The following is a 14,536-nucleotide window of genomic DNA, read 5'->3' as shown; positions in this document are numbered from 1 at the left end:
TCTTTGCGCCTCGGGCGGGCAATCCTGCGGGCCTGTCCGGATTGAATAGAGGTGCGTATGCGCAAACCCGCGAGCCTGAGTGTCGGCCTGCGCCTGCTGTTGGCGTCCCAGGCCATGGCCCCGTTAAGCGTCAAGCTGGGGCTGGTGCAGCAACTGGGAGCGGAGAAGGCCGCGCTGCTGGCGCCGCATATGCCGCCGGGGCAGTTGCGTGAGCTGATCATGGTCATGCCCATCGAGTTTGCCGCCGAGGTAACCACCCACCTCGACCCACGGCTGATTCTCGATACCTACCTGAGCCTGCCCGATAGCCTGCACCTGGAGGTAGCGCGCCAGCTTTGCGCCGATGGCGCCTTTGCCACGGCGGCGCGTTACGCCGAGTGCCTGTCGGCCAAGCAGATCAAGGTGCTGATCTACGGCATTAACGATGTTGACCATGTGCTGCAGATAGCTCGGCATATCGTCGATATGCCGCTGATCAGCGAGAGCCTGCGCAGCTTCTCCACCGGTTATCTGTGCAAGCTCACCGAAGCGGCAGTGCTGGATCGCAATCTGCCGGTGGCCGCCCAGGTGCTCGGCGGCCTGTCACTGGCGCGGCAGGCCGATGTGTGCGCCGGCTTGCAGCCGAGCACGTTGCGGCAACTGCTGCCGCTGCTGCTGTTGATCAGCGGTGAGGGGCTGCGCAAGCAGTTGCCGGAGGCGGTGCTGGAGTTGTTTGAAAAACAGCTGGCCTAGCGGCTATTCCATCCACTGCCGCTCGTGACGTTCCAGCAGATTGCTGGCCTGCTCCGGGCCGTCGCTGCCGGCCGGGTAGGGGCGCGGGCTCTGGTAGTGCTGGTGCCAGCCCTTGATGATCGGGTCGACCCAGTTCCAGGCGGCTTCCACTTCATCGCGGCGCATAAACAGCGTCGAATCGCCTTCGATCACGTCGAGCAGCAGGCGTTCGTAGGCGTCCCAGCGGCGCTGCTTGTGGAAGGCATCAGCCAGGTTGAGGTCGAGCTCAACCGGCTGCAGGTGCATGCCCTTGCCGGGGCTCTTGCCCATCAATTGCAGGCTGATGCGTTCTTCCGGTTGCAGGCGTATCAGCAGGCGATTGGCTTCGCCGCCGCCGAACAGCTGGTGCGGTACTGGCTTGAACTGGATGAGGATTTCCGAGGTCTTGTGCCCCAGGCGTTTACCGGTGCGCAGATAGAACGGCACGCCGGCCCAGCGCCAGTTGTCGATCTCGGCCTGCACGGCGACAAAGGTTTCAGTGTCGCTGTCGTTGTCGACGTTCTTTTCGAAGTAGTAGGCCGGCACTTCCTGGCCGCCGATCTTGCCGGCGGTGTACTGGCCGCGCACGGTCTTGTCCTGCACATCGAGGCCGGTGATGGGCTTCAGCGCTTCGAGGATTTTCACCTTCTCGTTGCGCACTGCCTCGGCGTCGAAACGCACCGGCGCTTCCATGGCCACCAGGCAGAGCAGTTGCAACAGGTGGTTCTGGATCATGTCGCGCATGGCGCCGGCTTTTTCGTAGTAGGCACCACGGTTTTCCACGCCGAGGGTTTCGCACACGCTGATCTGCACGTGATCAATATGCCCGGCGCGCCAGATCGGCTCGAACAGGGCGTTGGCAAAGCGCAGTGCCATCAGGTTCTGTACTGTCTCCTTGCCCAGGTAGTGGTCGATGCGGAACACCCGCGACTCATCGAACACGGCGCCAATGGCCGCGTTGATGGCCTTCGCTGACTCCAGCGAATGGCCAATCGGCTTTTCCAGCACGATGCGCGCCTTGGGCCCAGCCAGGCTGGCGATTTTCAGGTGCGAGGCGATGTCTTCAAACAGATCCGGCGCGGTGGCCAGGTAGTAAATGCGCACCCGCTCTGGATCGTTCCCCAGGCGCTTGCCCAGGCGGCCGAAATCGGCGCTCTGGCTGGCGTCCATGGCGAAGTAGTCGAGGCGTGCGGCGAAGCTGGCCCAGGTGTCGTTGTCGAAGTCGTTACGCGCCACTTGAGCACGGCAATGGCGCTCGGCCAGGGCCTGAAAGGCTGTACGGCTATGGGCGCTACGGGCCAGGGCGAGAATCCGCGTGTCACCATGCAGACGACCAGCGCGATGCAGGTGATAGAGCGCTGGCAGCAGTTTATGCAGGGCCAGGTCGCCGGTGCCGCCAAACACCAGCATGTCGCAGGGAATGCTCAAGGTGGGAACTCCGACTCGGTTTAACCGTGCGAGGGCGGCGGCCATGTAGTATAACTACAAGACCACTACAACCCGTCTTACGCCGATCATAACCGAGTCATGACTCCGATGCGGCGTGCTAGATGGATTCGTTAGCCAAAAGCCGAGCCTAAACCTGTGAACCTGTTGCAGCACATTGCCCAGTCGCGTCATCTACTCCGCAAATCGGAACTCAAGGTTGCCGACCATGTTCTGCTCGACCCGGCGTCGGTCATGCACAGCTCCATGGCCGAGCTGGCGCACAGCGTCGGCATCAGCGAGCCGACCATCGTGCGTTTCTGTCGAGCGATTGGCTGCACCGGTTTTCAGGACCTCAAGCTGAAACTGGCGCAGAGCCTGGCCGCCGGCGCCAGCTTCGGCCAGTTCGCCATCCATGAAGACGATTCGGTGGCCGACTTCAGCCTGAAGATCTTCGACACCACCCTGCATACCCTGATCGAGGTGCGCGAGAAGCTCGACACCCAGGCCCTGCAGCAGGCCATCGCGGCCATCGCCAATGCCCAGCGCGTGGAGTTCTACGGCTTCGGCGCGTCCGGCGCGGTGGCGGCGGATGCCCAGCACAAGTTCTTCCGCCTGCTGCTCACGGCCGCCGCCTATTCCGACCCGCATATGCAGGCGATGAGTGCGGTGACCTTGAAGCCTACCGACGTGGCCATCTGCATCTCCCAGTCCGGGCGCTCCAAGGACTTGCTGATCACCGCCAACCTGGTGCGTGAAACCGGTGCGACCTTGATCACTCTGTGCCCGAGCCAGACGCCGTTGGCTGACCTGGCCACGGTCAATCTGGCCATCGACGTGCAGGAAGACACCGAAATCTACACCCCGCTGACCTCGCGTATCGCTCACCTGGTGGTGATCGACGTGCTCGCCATGGGCGTGGCGATGGCCCGCGGCCCAGGCCTGGTTAACCATCTCAAGAGCGTCAAGCGCAGTCTGCGCAGCCTGCGGCTGTCGCCTAAGGCGCATAAGAACAGCGAAGACTGATTTCATCGCCACGTTATCGCGTGGCCATCAAAGCGTCATATCCAGGGTCGATGCTGGTACTCCCCTTATTCAGCTTGGGAGTTGCACCCTATGTCTGGCTATCTGGATAAACCGCAGTCTCACGAAAGCAGCGACGCCAAGGCCCGGCGCAAGTTGTTGGATCAGCGCCGCATGGAATACCGCCGCGCGATTGAAAGCTATGCCGAGCAGCGTCAGCTGCAGCATGAGTTGATCGATTTTCCGGAGTTGATCGCGACCAGCTACCTGCACAGTCTGCAGGTGGGGTCGAAGAAGGATGCATCAGCGACGGCGCGCTGAATGCGCGAGGGCTGGAGGCGAACCTGGAACCGTATAAAACGGCTCCAGGTTGCCAGGCCTTACTCGATATTGACGGTGTAATCCTCCACTTCACCGTAGTTGAAGGTGCCACACGGCACGGGTGCGGTGTTGTAGCGCATGGCTACCCGCAGGCGGGTTTTCCCGGTGGCGGCGCCTGCAGGGATCACCAGGTTGCCGTTCACCACCGTGCTGAGCGCGCGTGCCGAAGTGAAGAGTTCTTCACCGGCATCGGTGAAGTCGCCGTCCTTGTTCAGGTCGATCCAGACCTTCCAGTACTCGTTGTACGCCGTGCCGGCAAATTGCGGCGTCAGGCGCAGGCTGTTGCTGCCCCGTTGCAGGTTCACCACCTGGCCGATCCGCGGCTCGGTGAAGTCGCTGTAGGTGCTGGCGGCTGAGCTGCGGGTAAAGCTGCCGAAGCTGACCTGGCTGATCCACTCATCGTTGGCATTACCGCTGGCCGCGCTGCAGTAGTTTGGCTGCGGCGTACCGGTGCCGATCACCAGAAATGCCGCCGAGACCGCACCCCAGGTGCCGGACGCATCCCGCGCGCGGACATATACGGTGTGCTTGCCGGGCTGCAGCCCAGTGGTGGCGATGCTGCCGGTCAGGCCTTCGGTCTTGCCGTTGAAGCTGCCGTCCAGGGGTTGCAATGGCATCGCCTGAGCGCCTGACTCCCAGGGCGCCTTGTCGATGTAGTACTCGGCGGCGGTGACGTTCTGCGTCGGCTCGGTGCCGTTGCGGGTGCTGAAGCGCAGGTCACTCGCGGTGGCACTCAGCGTAACCAGAGTGCCGGACGGCACGCCGCTGGACGCATTACCACTCAGCGCAAGGTTGCTGATATCCGGGCCGCCCGGGGTGACATAGGGCGTACGGACAACCTTGGCCGCATAGATCAGGGCTGGCAGGTTCTTCGGTTTGATGGTGTTCTGGTAGACCGAACAGCTCTGGAAGAACTGCGTACCCAACTCGAAGGTGTAGGCAGCGACACCCAGCTCGCCATAGCTGACCCCATCACTGGTGCCGTCGGTCGGGTAGAGGCCGATGGACTGCTGTGGCGAATAGCCATTGAACAGGGCGAATTTGCGTCCCAGGGTCTGCAGCGCAGTGCCGTTGGGTGCGGCCTGGCTGGTATCGCCCCACGGCCATAGAACCAGTTCGCTGTAGCTGTGGATATCCAGGTGGATGCCGCTAGTATCACTTGGCGCTGCGTCATTCTTGCCGGGGCCGCGACGGTCCGGCCAGAGGCTGCGCACATAAGCTTCCAGAGTCTGGATTTCCGGCTCGGAGCCGGCGCTTGGGCCACGGTAGGTGTCATTGCAGGCATTGCCGCTGGAGCCTTGGCCGTTGGTGCTGTTCCAGCCGAAGGTGAAGTTGCGGTTGAGGTCGGCGCCGCGGCTGTTGCTGTTGGCGCCGCAATAGTTCTGGTTGGCATTCTTGCGCCAGGACAGCCCGGTTTCGGCTTTCTTGCGACCGTCCGGGTTGGTCTGCAGCATCAGATGGACTTCGTGGTGATCGAGAATCCAGGTGGCGTCGGCATCGGTGCCGTAGCCGTTGACCAGCCAGCGGGCGAAATCCAGCACCAGCGGTGCGGTTGTGTATTCGCGGGCATGGATGGCGCTGTTGATAAACAGCTTGGGCTTATTGCCGGTAATGGATTTGTTGGTCAGCTTGAGCACACCGATGTCGTGTCCACCCTGGCCGTTGAGTTTTTCCCAGGACTGGCCAACCAGCAGCCATTCGGCGATGCCGGGAAACTGGCTGGCCATGCCGCTGGCCACACTGTAGGTGCTTTCCAGGGTTTCATAGCAGGCGTAGCCGGGGATGCTGGCCAGGCTTGCGTCGCTCATCGCCGTGGCGCTTTTCAGGCTGCGCTGTTGCAGGCGATTCTGGATCAGCGTGAGGACTTCATTGCGCTTGGCAATAAACTCGTTGGCCGGTGCGAAGGTAAAACCGAAGGCCGCGAGTTTCTCCTGTTCTTCTTCGGTCAGCTCCATGATCAGGTAGCCCTGTTTATAGTGCGATTCAAGCAGTTGACCGTGGAAGCTGATGGCCGCTTTGCGGGCGATGTCTTCGTTGGGGAAAAACGCCTTGTACACCTGGTTGGCGGCTTTTTCCTGCTCCAGCAGCATAAAGTCTTCTTGGGGGTGGGCGTGTGCCTGAACCGTGTTGAGCATGCAGAGCGCGGTGATGCTGGCACTGATGGCGAGGGTTAACTTCCGCTTTCTCATTCTTGAGATTCCTATCCTTTACTTATTGTTTATCCGCCCCTGGTAAGGAAACGGTGTGCTTTTTGCCCCCTTGTGGAGGGCGCGGGATGTTTGGCAGTGGAAGCTCTTGATGCCGAATGCGTTGGCGCTACTGCATGCCTCCGAACATCTTGTTATGAGAGGCAGGCCGATCTGGTACAAGAGTGCAAAGGAAATTAGAAGGCACTTTAGTGCCTGTCAATTTCTTCGTAGATCGCTGTCGTTTTTCGCATTTTCACGGCATATAGCCGACACGATGCCGACTTAAATGATGGCTACTGGCTATGTATGGCAACCGTGCAAGGAGGGATTTATGCAAGGAATCAATGGATTGCGGATCGGCATGTTGCTGCTGACCCTCGGGTTGGCCTTGGGCTGTGCTTCAGGCGGAGCCGAGCAGCAGGAGAGCGCTGATGAGGGGCGCACGATGGCGGCCGAGTGGACGCAGCTGCGGCAGGCCAAGGGGCATTTTGCTGGTGGCGAGTGGCGCCAGGATCTGGATGCCTGGCAGGGGCGCAAGCATCAGCTGATGCAGGGGCTGGCCGCAGAGGTGCTGACTGCGCGCAGCGATACGTCGACAGTGCTGGCGCTGCTGGGCGAGCCTGATGCCAAGGTCACGGTCGATCAAGCGGACTACGCCGACTGGCAGCGCCGCACCGAATGGCAGGGCAGCCCAGGGCCGCTGCTCTGGAGCTACCACTGGCGCGGCCAGCATGATCAGCTGCTGGTGGCCTTCAGCGGAGGGCGAGTCAGTGCGGTGGGTTGGTTATATGCCTGGGAGTAGCGTCGCCGATAGGCTCGGCAAACCGTTCAGCCAGGGCATTGATCAGGCTGCGCTGATCGCGCACGAAGGCGAAAAACGCCTGGGCCACCGGTGACAGATATTTGCTGCGCGGGTGCACCAGGCACCAGCTACGCAGCAGTGGCAGCTCGGTCACAGGCAGTTCGCGCAAGGCGCCGCATTCCAGCTCGCGGCGCACCGCGTGGCGTGGTAGCAGAGCCAGGCCAAGGCCGGCGATGACCCCTTCGCACTGGCCTTCCATGGAGCCGACTTCCAGCGTCTGGGCGAAGTGCGCACGTTTCTGATGGCAATACTCCTCGCAGGCCTGGCGTGTGCCGGAGCCGGCTTCGCGGATCAGCAGCGGAAAGGCGGTGAGGTCCTGCAGGCTCAGCGGCCCCTGCGTGCACAGCGGGTGATCGGGCGGTGCCACGGCGATGATCGGGTTATTAAGGAAGGGTAGAAACTCCAGATTCATGTCCGTCGGCACCCGCGACATGATCAGCAGGTCATCGCGGTTGGCGTTCAGGCGCTTGAGCGCCTGGGTGTGATTGGTGACCACCAGCTGTAAGTTGACTTCCGGGTAGTGCTGGCGAAAAGCGGCGAATAGGTGTGGAACGAAGTACTTGGCGCTGGATTCGATGGCCAAACTCAGTTGTCCCTGCAGCGAGCCTTGCAGGTCGGCCAGCTGCATGTCGAGGCTCTCCAGGCGGCCAAAAATATCCGCGCTGGCGCGTTGCAGCGCTTCAGCAGCCTCGGTCAGGTAGAGTTTTTTGCCGACATAGTCGAACAGCGGTTGGCCGATCAGCTCCTCCAGCTGACGAATCTGCAGGCTGACCGCCGGCTGGGTCAGGGCCATTTCTTCTGCGGCGCGGCTGTAGGAGAGATGGCTGCACACCGAGCGAAACACCTGAATTTGACGAAAAGTCATACGCAACAAAGACTTACGCACGATTAGCACCTGTGTAATGGAGTCGATCAGGCTCAACTATAAGCTTTAGCTAATGGCTAACCCAATAAATATTGATTTTGGTTAATCACCAAGCCGGCGTAGCGTGAGTGCCTGACCGCTTTTGCTGCTGCGGTCATACGTCGACCGTTTTTGTCGGTTGCCTGTTCACGTGATCGAGGATGCTGGCTCGTGATCAAGAAAATTCTGATAGCCAACCGCGGTGAGATCGCCGTACGCATCGTGCGAGCCTGCGCCGAAATGGGCATCCGCTCGGTGGCGGTGTATGCCGATGCCGACCGCCATGCCTTGCACGTCAAGCGTGCGGACGAGGCCCACAGCATCGGTGAAGAGCCGCTGGCCGGTTATCTGAACCCGCGCAAGCTGGTCAATCTGGCGGTGGAAACCGGCTGTGATGCGCTGCACCCCGGTTATGGCTTTCTCTCGGAAAACGCTGAACTGGCGGACATCTGCGCTGAACGTGGGATCAAGTTTATCGGCCCGAGTGCGGAAGTGATCCGCCGCATGGGCGACAAGACCGAAGCGCGGCGTAGCATGATCAAGGCTGGCGTGCCGGTCACCCCAGGCACCGAAGGCAACGTGGCGGATATCACCGAGGCGCTGAACGAGGGCGACCGTATCGGTTACCCGGTGATGCTCAAGGCCACTTCCGGTGGCGGCGGTCGCGGTATTCGTCGCTGCAACAGCCGTGAGGAACTGGAGCAGGCGTTCCCGCGGGTGATCTCCGAGGCGACCAAGGCCTTCGGGCGCGCCGAGGTGTTCCTGGAAAAATGCATCGTCAACCCCAAACATATCGAGGCGCAGATCCTCGGCGACAGCTTCGGCAATGTGGTGCACCTGTATGAGCGCGATTGCTCGATCCAGCGGCGTAACCAGAAGCTGATCGAAATCGCCCCCAGCCCGCAGCTGACCCCCGAGCAGCGTGCTTACATCGGCGACCTGGCCGTGCGTGCGGCTAAAGCCGTGGGCTACGAGAACGCCGGCACCGTGGAGTTCCTGCTCGCCGAGGGCGAGGTGTACTTCATGGAGATGAACACCCGGGTGCAGGTGGAGCACACCATCACCGAAGAAATCACCGGCATCGATATCGTCCGCGAGCAGATTCGTATTGCCTCGGGCCTGGAGCTGTCGATCAAGCAGGACGACATCATCCACCGCGGTTTTGCCCTGCAGTTCCGCATCAACGCCGAAGACCCGAAGAACAATTTCCTGCCCTCGTTCGGCAAGATCACCCGCTACTACGCGCCCGGCGGCCCCGGCGTGCGCACCGACACGGCGATCTACACCGGTTACACCATTCCGCCCTATTACGACTCCATGTGCCTGAAGCTGATCGTCTGGGCGCTGACCTGGGAAGAGGCTTTGGCCCGTGGCCTGCGTGCCCTGGATGACATGCGCGTGCAAGGGGTGAAGACCACCGCCGCCTACTATCAGGAAATCCTGCGCAACCCGGAATTTCGCAGCGGTCAGTTCAACACCAGTTTCGTCGAGGCGCACCCGGAGCTGACCGAGTACTCGATCAAGCGCAACCCGTCGCACCTGGCCATCGCCATTGCCACCGCCATTGCTGCCCACGCCGGCCTGTAGGGGAAGGAATCAGATCATGAGTAAAAAAATTACCGTCACCGATACCATCCTGCGTGATGCCCACCAGTCGATCATCGCCACGCGTATGCGCCTGGACGACATGCTGCCGATCTGCGCCAAGCTTGATCAGGTTGGCTACTGGTCGCTGGAGGTCTGGGGCGGCGCGACCTTCGATGCCTGTGTGCGCTTCCTCAAGGAAGACCCGTGGGAGCGTCTGCGCAAGCTCAAGGCCGGCTTGCCCAACACCCGTCTGCAGATGCTGTTGCGCGGGCAGAACCTGCTCGGTTATCGCCACTACAGCGACGACGTGGTCCGCGCTTTCGTGGCCAAGGCAGCGGTCAATGGCATCGACGTGTTCCGCATCTTTGATGCGATGAACGATGTGCGTAACCTGCGTGTGTCCATTGAGGCGGTGAAGGCCGCAGGCAAGCACGCCCAGGGCACCATCGCCTACACCACCAGCCCGGTGCACACCGTCGAAGCGTTCGTTAAGCAGGCCAAGGCTATGCAGGCCATGGGCATCGACTCCATCGCGATCAAAGACATGGCCGGTTTGCTGACGCCTTATGCCACCGCCGATCTGGTGCGGGCGTTGAAAGCGGACGTCGACCTGCCGGTGTTTATCCATAGCCACGACACTGCCGGCATGGGCTCGATGTGCCAGCTCAAGGCTATCGAAGCCGGTGCCGACCATATCGACACGGCGATTTCCAGCTTCGCCTGGGGCACCAGTCATCCCGGCACCGAGTCGATGGTCGCGGCGCTCAAGGGCAGCCCCTACGACACTGGACTGGACCTGGCGCTGATCCAGGAGATCGGCCTGTACTTCCATGCCGTGCGCAAGAAGTACCACCAGTTTGAAAGCGAATTCACCGCCGTGGACACCCGCGTGCAGGTCAACCAGGTGCCGGGCGGGATGATGTCCAACCTGGCTAACCAGCTCAAAGAGCAGGGCGCGCTGAGCCGTATCAACGAAGTGTTCGCGGAAATCCCACGGGTGCGCGAAGACCTTGGCTTCCCGCCGCTGGTGACGCCGACCTCGCAGATCGTTGGCACCCAGGCGGTGTTCAACGTGCTCGCCGGCGAGCGTTACAAGACCATCACCAACGAGGTGAAGTTGTACCTGCAGGGCCGTTATGGCCTGGCACCGGGCAAGGTAAACGAGCAGCTGCGCAAGCAGGCGATTGGCAGCGAAGACGTGATCGAAGTGCGTCCGGCCGATCTGCTCAAGCCGGAAATGGCCAAGCTGCGTGAAGAAATTGGTGCCCTGGCCAAGTCTGAAGAAGACGTGCTGACCTACGCCATGTTCCCGGATATCGGGCGCAAGTTCCTTGAAGAACGTGCCGCCGGCACCCTGACTCCGGAAGTACTGCTGCCGATTCCCGAGGCCGGCGGCGTGGCCCCGGCCGGTGGCGAAGGCGTGCCGACCGAGTTCGTGGTGGACGTGCACGGTGAAAGCTACCGCGTCGACATCACCGGCGTTGGTGTGAAGAGCGACGGCAAGCGCCACTTCTACCTGTCCATCGACGGCATGCCGGAAGAAGTGGTGTTTGAACCGCTGAATGATTTCGTCGCGGGTGCCAGCGGCAAGCGCAAGCAAGCCAGCGCGCCGGGTGATGTCAGCACCAGCATGCCGGGCAATATCGTCGATGTGCTGGTCAAGGTCGGTGACACGGTCAAGGCCGGTCAGGCGGTGCTGATCAGCGAAGCGATGAAGATGGAAACCGAAGTGCAGGCGCCGATTGCCGGCACCGTGAAGGCGGTGCATGTGGCCAAGGGCGACCGGGTCAATCCGGGTGACGTACTGGTGGAAATCGAAGGTTAACCTCGGAAGCCCCGGCTGTTTGAACAGGCATTTGAATGGCTTTTTTGGGGCTTCTTTTTACACCGCCGGCGTGGCTCATTTGCTGCGCCGGCAAGGGTTTTGGGCCAAGTGCGTAGGTACTTGTTGCCTGAGTCCCCTGGGAGCCGCACGGCTCCTTTTTTTCGGTTATGCCCCGCTGTGCAGGGTTCTGCTGTTCTCAGCAGGAGACTGGGCAAAACTGCGGGTATCAGCACAACGCGTGGTGGGGGCATGACCTTTTATTCGAGCAGGTGGTGACGCAGCAGGCGTCTTAATGGCAGTTCAATACGGGAGCAATGCGCGGTGAGCCTGGATCCGGTGGTGCTGTTCTTTGTCTTCGGCCTGTTGGCCGGTCTGCTGAAAAGCGAGCTGAAGCTGCCGCCCGCACTGTATGAAACGCTGTCGATCATTCTGTTGCTGGCGATTGGTCTGCACGGCGGTGTGGAACTGGCCGAGCAGGCCAGCGGGCAGTTGCTCGGCCAGGCGGCCTGGGTGCTGGGCCTGGGTGTGGCGCTGCCGCTGCTGGCTTTTGCGGTGCTGCGCGGTCTGGGTTTCGACCGAGTCAACGCGGCGGCAGTGGCGGCGCACTATGGCTCGGTCAGCGCCGGTACGTTCGCCGTGGTGGTGGCCTACATGCTGGCCAAAGGCATCGAGTTCGAAAGCTATATGCCGCTGTTTGTCGCCATCCTGGAGATTCCGGCGATTCTGGTCGGCATCCTGCTGGCCAAGGGCATTGCCCGCGACACCGACTGGGGCGAGCTGGGCCGGGAGATTTTTCTCGGCAAGAGCATCATGCTGCTGCTCGGTGGCCTGATCATCGGTGCGATTGCCGGCAAAGAGGCAATCAAGCCGCTGGAGCCGTTCTACACCAGCATGTTCAAACCGGTGCTGGCGCTGTTCCTGCTGGAGATGGGCCTGATTGCCTCCGGTCAGCTCGGCGCGCTCAGGCAGTTCGGTCTGCGCCTGCTAGGTTTTGCCTTGCTGATGCCGTTGTTCGGTGCGTTGATCGGCGCACTGCTCGGTCGTTTTATGGGCCTGAGTCTCGGCGGTACAGCGGTGCTGGCTACGCTGGCGGCATCTGCGTCCTATATCGCGGTGCCGGCGGCTTTGCGTCTGGCCTTGCCCGAGGCCAACCCGTCGCTGTCGCTGACGGCGTCGTTGGGTATCACTTTTCCCTTCAATATCATCGTCGGCATCCCGTTGTACCTGATGCTGGCCGAACAGCTGATGGCCTGGGGGCTCTAGATGGACGCGCATACCCGCACCCTGCTCACCGTGATCTGCGAAGCCGCGCTGGAGAAAAAGCTGGTGGCTGACCTGGAACAGCTCGGCGCGCCGGGCTGGACCATCTCCGACGCCCGTGGCCGGGGTGGCCGTGGCGTGCGCAGCGCCGGCTGGGACACCGAAGGCAATATCCGTGTGGAGATCATCTGCACCCGTGATATCGCCGAGCGCATCGCCGGCCACCTGCAGGCGCGCTACTACGCCAACTACGCCATGGTCTGCTACCTGGCCCAGGTGGAAGTGCTGCGCGCGGAAAAGTTCTAGGCGTGTGATCAGCGCCGCCAGGCAAGCGTCTATCTGCCATCGTCCGAGGCGCGCTCGGACCTTGTGCGAGCCTGAGCATGCAAGCGCTGTTGAATGAAATTCTGGATCAAGTCCGCCCGCTGATCGGCCAGGGCAAGGTGGCCGATTACATCCCGGCGCTGGCTGGTGTGTCGGCCAACCAGCTGGGCATTGCGGTGTACAGCAACGACGGTGAGCTGTACTGCGCCGGCGATTCACACACGCCGTTCTCGGTGCAGAGCATTTCCAAGGTGTTCAGCCTGGTGCAGGCGATTGAGCATTCCGGTGAGGATATCTGGCAACGCCTGGGTCATGAGCCGTCCGGGCAGCCGTTCAATTCGCTGGTGCAGCTGGAGTTCGAGCGGGGCAAGCCGCGTAACCCGTTTATCAATGCCGGCGCTCTGGTGATCTGCGACATCAATCAGTCGCGCTTTGCCGCGCCGGTGCTGTCGATGCGCGACTTTGTGCGGCGTTTGGCCGGCAATCCCGAGGTGGTAGTGGATCGGCACGTGGCTGAGTCGGAATACCAGCACCGCGCGCGCAATGCGGCGGCGGCTTATCTGATGCAGTCCTTCGGCAATTTTCACAATGATGTCGAGGCGGTGCTGCGCAGCTACTTCAGCTACTGCGCGCTGCGCATGAGCTGCGTCGACTTGGCGCGGGCCTTTTGCTTTCTGGCCAACGACGGCTTTTGCAAGCACAGCGGCCAGCAGATTCTCAGTGCGCGGCAGAGCAAGCAGGTCAACGCGATCATGGCCACCAGCGGCCTGTATGACGAGGCGGGCAACTTCGCCTACCGCGTCGGCCTGCCGGGCAAGAGCGGCGTCGGTGGCGGCATCGTCGCCGTGGTGCCAGGGCGTTTCAGCGTGTGCGTGTGGTCGCCGGAGCTGAACGCTGCCGGTAACTCCCTGGCCGGAATCAAGGCCCTGGAGCTGCTCAGCGAGCGGATTGGCTGGTCGGTGTTCTGACGAGCCTGCGACTACATCTGATCAATCGGCCATTGGCTCGGCTGATTCGTCAGGCGCTGGTGTCTCTTCCTGCAGTGCTTGCTCGGTTTTTTCACAGATGCCATTGGCGCCTTGTTTGCCGGTGTAGGACACCGTCGGCGCGCCTGCGGCATTCAGGCTGATGGACAGGGTTATTCCCTCGCCCTTGGCCTCGAAGAATTGCTCGCTGAGCTTGTGCAGAACGAGTGGCTTATCGTTGACGTAGACCGGGCCGCCGGCCTCGGCACGCACGCTGAGATCGGTCGGGCAGGTGACCTCGAATGCCGGCAGATTGGCGGCATGGGCGATGCCGCTGGCGGTTAACAGGGCAGTCAGGGTTGGCAGTTTGTTCATGCTGTGGCTCCAGGCAGGGAGGCGGGTCTGGGCCGCCCCGTTCACTGGCGACCCGAATAATCAACTAAGCAGCCGCCCGTGGCCTTGTCCAACCGTTGCGGGGGTTGCCCGATCAGCTGCGTTTTCCGCTGTCGCTGGTGCTTTCAGTGGCAACGCCAGCCAACCGCTTGCCACCGCCTTATAGAGCAATCCGCAGATATTTGAAGCGGCCAGCTTGCCCTGCATATTGCTGCGGTGTTTACGCACGGTCAGGTCGCTGATGCCAAGTCTGCGGGCAACTTCCTTATCGCTCAAACCCAAGGCAAATAACTGCACTACCTGCACTTCTCGCTCACTCAACTTAGCGTTCTTTGGTTGTGCGTTATTAATCGGTTCGGGTGCGGGGAAAGTTTCTAAATAATAAATAACCAGTTGTGTGGATTTGTTCAGTGCAAGTTTGCTGTGTAAATGTTCTCGATGTTTTCTGGCCGTACTCAGGGAGACGCACAGCAGTGCAGATATATCCCGGTCCGTGCAGCCACGGGCGATAAGAGAAAGGGTCTGTAGCTCCCGTGGTGTAAGCACACTGCGAATCCTTTCTGGCATGGCAGAGAGGATCGAAAGTTAAAACTCGACTCGTCATAAACCGAGATGGAAATACTTCCCCAGATATACCGAATTTGCCCA

Annotated in this window: 14 protein-coding genes; 9 read left to right on the top strand and 5 right to left on the bottom strand. The window is 61.3% G+C overall.

Features of this window, described 5'->3' with window-relative positions; genetic code table 11:
- Positions 1 to 57 precede the first annotated feature (57 nt).
- Positions 58 to 732, top strand: a complete 675-nt coding sequence (locus RHP75_RS20670) for a hypothetical protein (protein WP_170049789.1) — start codon at positions 58 to 60, stop codon at positions 730 to 732.
- Positions 733 to 735: 3 nt separating this feature from the next.
- Here the strand turns inward: RHP75_RS20670 and zwf are convergent, their stop codons facing one another.
- On the bottom strand, positions 736 to 2,223 hold the full coding sequence (gene zwf / locus RHP75_RS20665; protein WP_311089828.1) for a glucose-6-phosphate dehydrogenase: 1,488 nt from the start codon (positions 2,221 to 2,223) through the stop codon (positions 736 to 738).
- 111 nt (positions 2,224 to 2,334) lie between these two features.
- On the opposite strand from zwf, the gene hexR reads away from it, so the two are divergent.
- Positions 2,335 to 3,201, top strand: coding sequence for a transcriptional regulator HexR (hexR, locus tag RHP75_RS20660; RefSeq protein ID WP_311089827.1), 867 nt, complete (start codon positions 2,335 to 2,337; stop codon positions 3,199 to 3,201).
- Between the two features lie 90 nt (positions 3,202 to 3,291).
- Positions 3,292 to 3,519 carry a PA3496 family putative envelope integrity protein gene (locus RHP75_RS20655; protein ID WP_269379500.1) on the top strand — a complete coding sequence of 76 codons (228 nt, stop codon included), beginning with the start codon at positions 3,292 to 3,294 and terminating at the stop codon, positions 3,517 to 3,519.
- A 59-nt stretch (positions 3,520 to 3,578) separates the two neighbouring features.
- Here the strand turns inward: RHP75_RS20655 and RHP75_RS20650 are convergent, their stop codons facing one another.
- Positions 3,579 to 5,768 carry a M14 family zinc carboxypeptidase gene (locus RHP75_RS20650; RefSeq protein ID WP_311089826.1) on the bottom strand — a complete coding sequence of 730 codons (2,190 nt, stop codon included), beginning with the start codon at positions 5,766 to 5,768 and terminating at the stop codon, positions 3,579 to 3,581.
- Positions 5,769 to 6,099: 331 nt separating this feature from the next.
- On the opposite strand from RHP75_RS20650, the gene RHP75_RS20645 reads away from it, so the two are divergent.
- Positions 6,100 to 6,570 (top strand): hypothetical protein, encoded by a 471-nt coding sequence (locus RHP75_RS20645; RefSeq protein WP_311089825.1) that lies wholly within the window; start codon positions 6,100 to 6,102, stop codon positions 6,568 to 6,570.
- Here the strand turns inward: RHP75_RS20645 and RHP75_RS20640 are convergent.
- Positions 6,536 to 7,516: a LysR family transcriptional regulator gene (locus RHP75_RS20640; protein WP_311089824.1), complete on the bottom strand. Its 981-nt coding sequence runs from the start codon at positions 7,514 to 7,516 to the stop codon at positions 6,536 to 6,538. The genes RHP75_RS20645 and RHP75_RS20640 overlap by 35 nt on opposite strands.
- Positions 7,517 to 7,705: 189 nt before the next feature.
- Here RHP75_RS20640 and RHP75_RS20635 point away from each other — a divergent pair, with 189 nt between their 5' ends.
- The 5 genes from RHP75_RS20635 to glsB all read left to right on the top strand — a co-directional run bounded on the left by RHP75_RS20635 (position 7,706) and on the right by glsB (position 13,498).
- Positions 7,706 to 9,121, top strand: coding sequence for an acetyl-CoA carboxylase biotin carboxylase subunit (locus tag RHP75_RS20635; protein ID WP_311089823.1), 1,416 nt, complete (start codon positions 7,706 to 7,708; stop codon positions 9,119 to 9,121).
- 16 nt (positions 9,122 to 9,137) lie between these two features.
- Positions 9,138 to 10,946: a sodium-extruding oxaloacetate decarboxylase subunit alpha gene (oadA, locus tag RHP75_RS20630; RefSeq protein WP_311089822.1), complete on the top strand. Its 1,809-nt coding sequence runs from the start codon at positions 9,138 to 9,140 to the stop codon at positions 10,944 to 10,946.
- Positions 10,947 to 11,267: 321 nt separating this feature from the next.
- Positions 11,268 to 12,209, top strand: a complete 942-nt coding sequence (locus RHP75_RS20625; protein ID WP_311089821.1) for a sodium-dependent bicarbonate transport family permease — start codon at positions 11,268 to 11,270, stop codon at positions 12,207 to 12,209.
- Complete coding sequence (locus tag RHP75_RS20620; RefSeq protein ID WP_311089820.1) at positions 12,210 to 12,512, top strand: DUF3240 family protein; 303 nt, start codon at positions 12,210 to 12,212, stop codon at positions 12,510 to 12,512.
- A gap of 77 nt (positions 12,513 to 12,589) precedes the next feature.
- Positions 12,590 to 13,498 carry a glutaminase B gene (gene glsB / locus RHP75_RS20615; protein WP_311089819.1) on the top strand — a complete coding sequence of 303 codons (909 nt, stop codon included), beginning with the start codon at positions 12,590 to 12,592 and terminating at the stop codon, positions 13,496 to 13,498.
- Between the two features lie 21 nt (positions 13,499 to 13,519).
- On the opposite strand, the gene RHP75_RS20610 is transcribed toward glsB, so the two are convergent.
- Together RHP75_RS20610 and RHP75_RS20605 are read right to left on the bottom strand one after the other, a co-directional pair.
- Positions 13,520 to 13,870 carry a hypothetical protein gene (locus tag RHP75_RS20610; RefSeq protein WP_311089818.1) on the bottom strand — a complete coding sequence of 117 codons (351 nt, stop codon included), beginning with the start codon at positions 13,868 to 13,870 and terminating at the stop codon, positions 13,520 to 13,522.
- 60 nt (positions 13,871 to 13,930) lie between these two features.
- Complete coding sequence (locus tag RHP75_RS20605) at positions 13,931 to 14,434, bottom strand: LuxR C-terminal-related transcriptional regulator (protein WP_311089817.1); 504 nt, start codon at positions 14,432 to 14,434, stop codon at positions 13,931 to 13,933.
- Between the last annotated feature and the right edge of the window lie 102 nt (positions 14,435 to 14,536).

Source organism: Pseudomonas sp. SG20056 (assembly GCF_031764535.1).
Taxonomy (GTDB): domain Bacteria; phylum Pseudomonadota; class Gammaproteobacteria; order Pseudomonadales; family Pseudomonadaceae; genus Aquipseudomonas.
Note: the sequence above shows the minus strand (reverse complement) of the source record. Positions and strands in the feature narration are given on the sequence as shown.

Bases quoted from the DNA above. Each gene is read 5' to 3' on its own strand.
- RHP75_RS20670 (WP_170049789.1), top strand. From the start codon at position 58: ATGCGCAAACCCGCGAGCCTGAGTGTCGGCCTGCGCCTGCTGTTGGCG.
- zwf (WP_311089828.1), bottom strand. From the start codon at position 2,223: ATGGCCGCCGCCCTCGCACGGTTAAACCGAGTCGGAGTTCCCACCTTG.
- RHP75_RS20655 (WP_269379500.1), top strand. From the start codon at position 3,292: ATGTCTGGCTATCTGGATAAACCGCAGTCTCACGAAAGCAGCGACGCC.
- RHP75_RS20650 (WP_311089826.1), bottom strand. From the start codon at position 5,768: ATGAGAAAGCGGAAGTTAACCCTCGCCATCAGTGCCAGCATCACCGCG.
- RHP75_RS20645 (WP_311089825.1), top strand. From the start codon at position 6,100: ATGCAAGGAATCAATGGATTGCGGATCGGCATGTTGCTGCTGACCCTC.
- oadA (WP_311089822.1), top strand. From the start codon at position 9,138: ATGAGTAAAAAAATTACCGTCACCGATACCATCCTGCGTGATGCCCAC.
- RHP75_RS20620 (WP_311089820.1), top strand. From the start codon at position 12,210: ATGGACGCGCATACCCGCACCCTGCTCACCGTGATCTGCGAAGCCGCG.
- glsB (WP_311089819.1), top strand. From the start codon at position 12,590: ATGCAAGCGCTGTTGAATGAAATTCTGGATCAAGTCCGCCCGCTGATC.
- RHP75_RS20610 (WP_311089818.1), bottom strand. From the start codon at position 13,870: ATGAACAAACTGCCAACCCTGACTGCCCTGTTAACCGCCAGCGGCATC.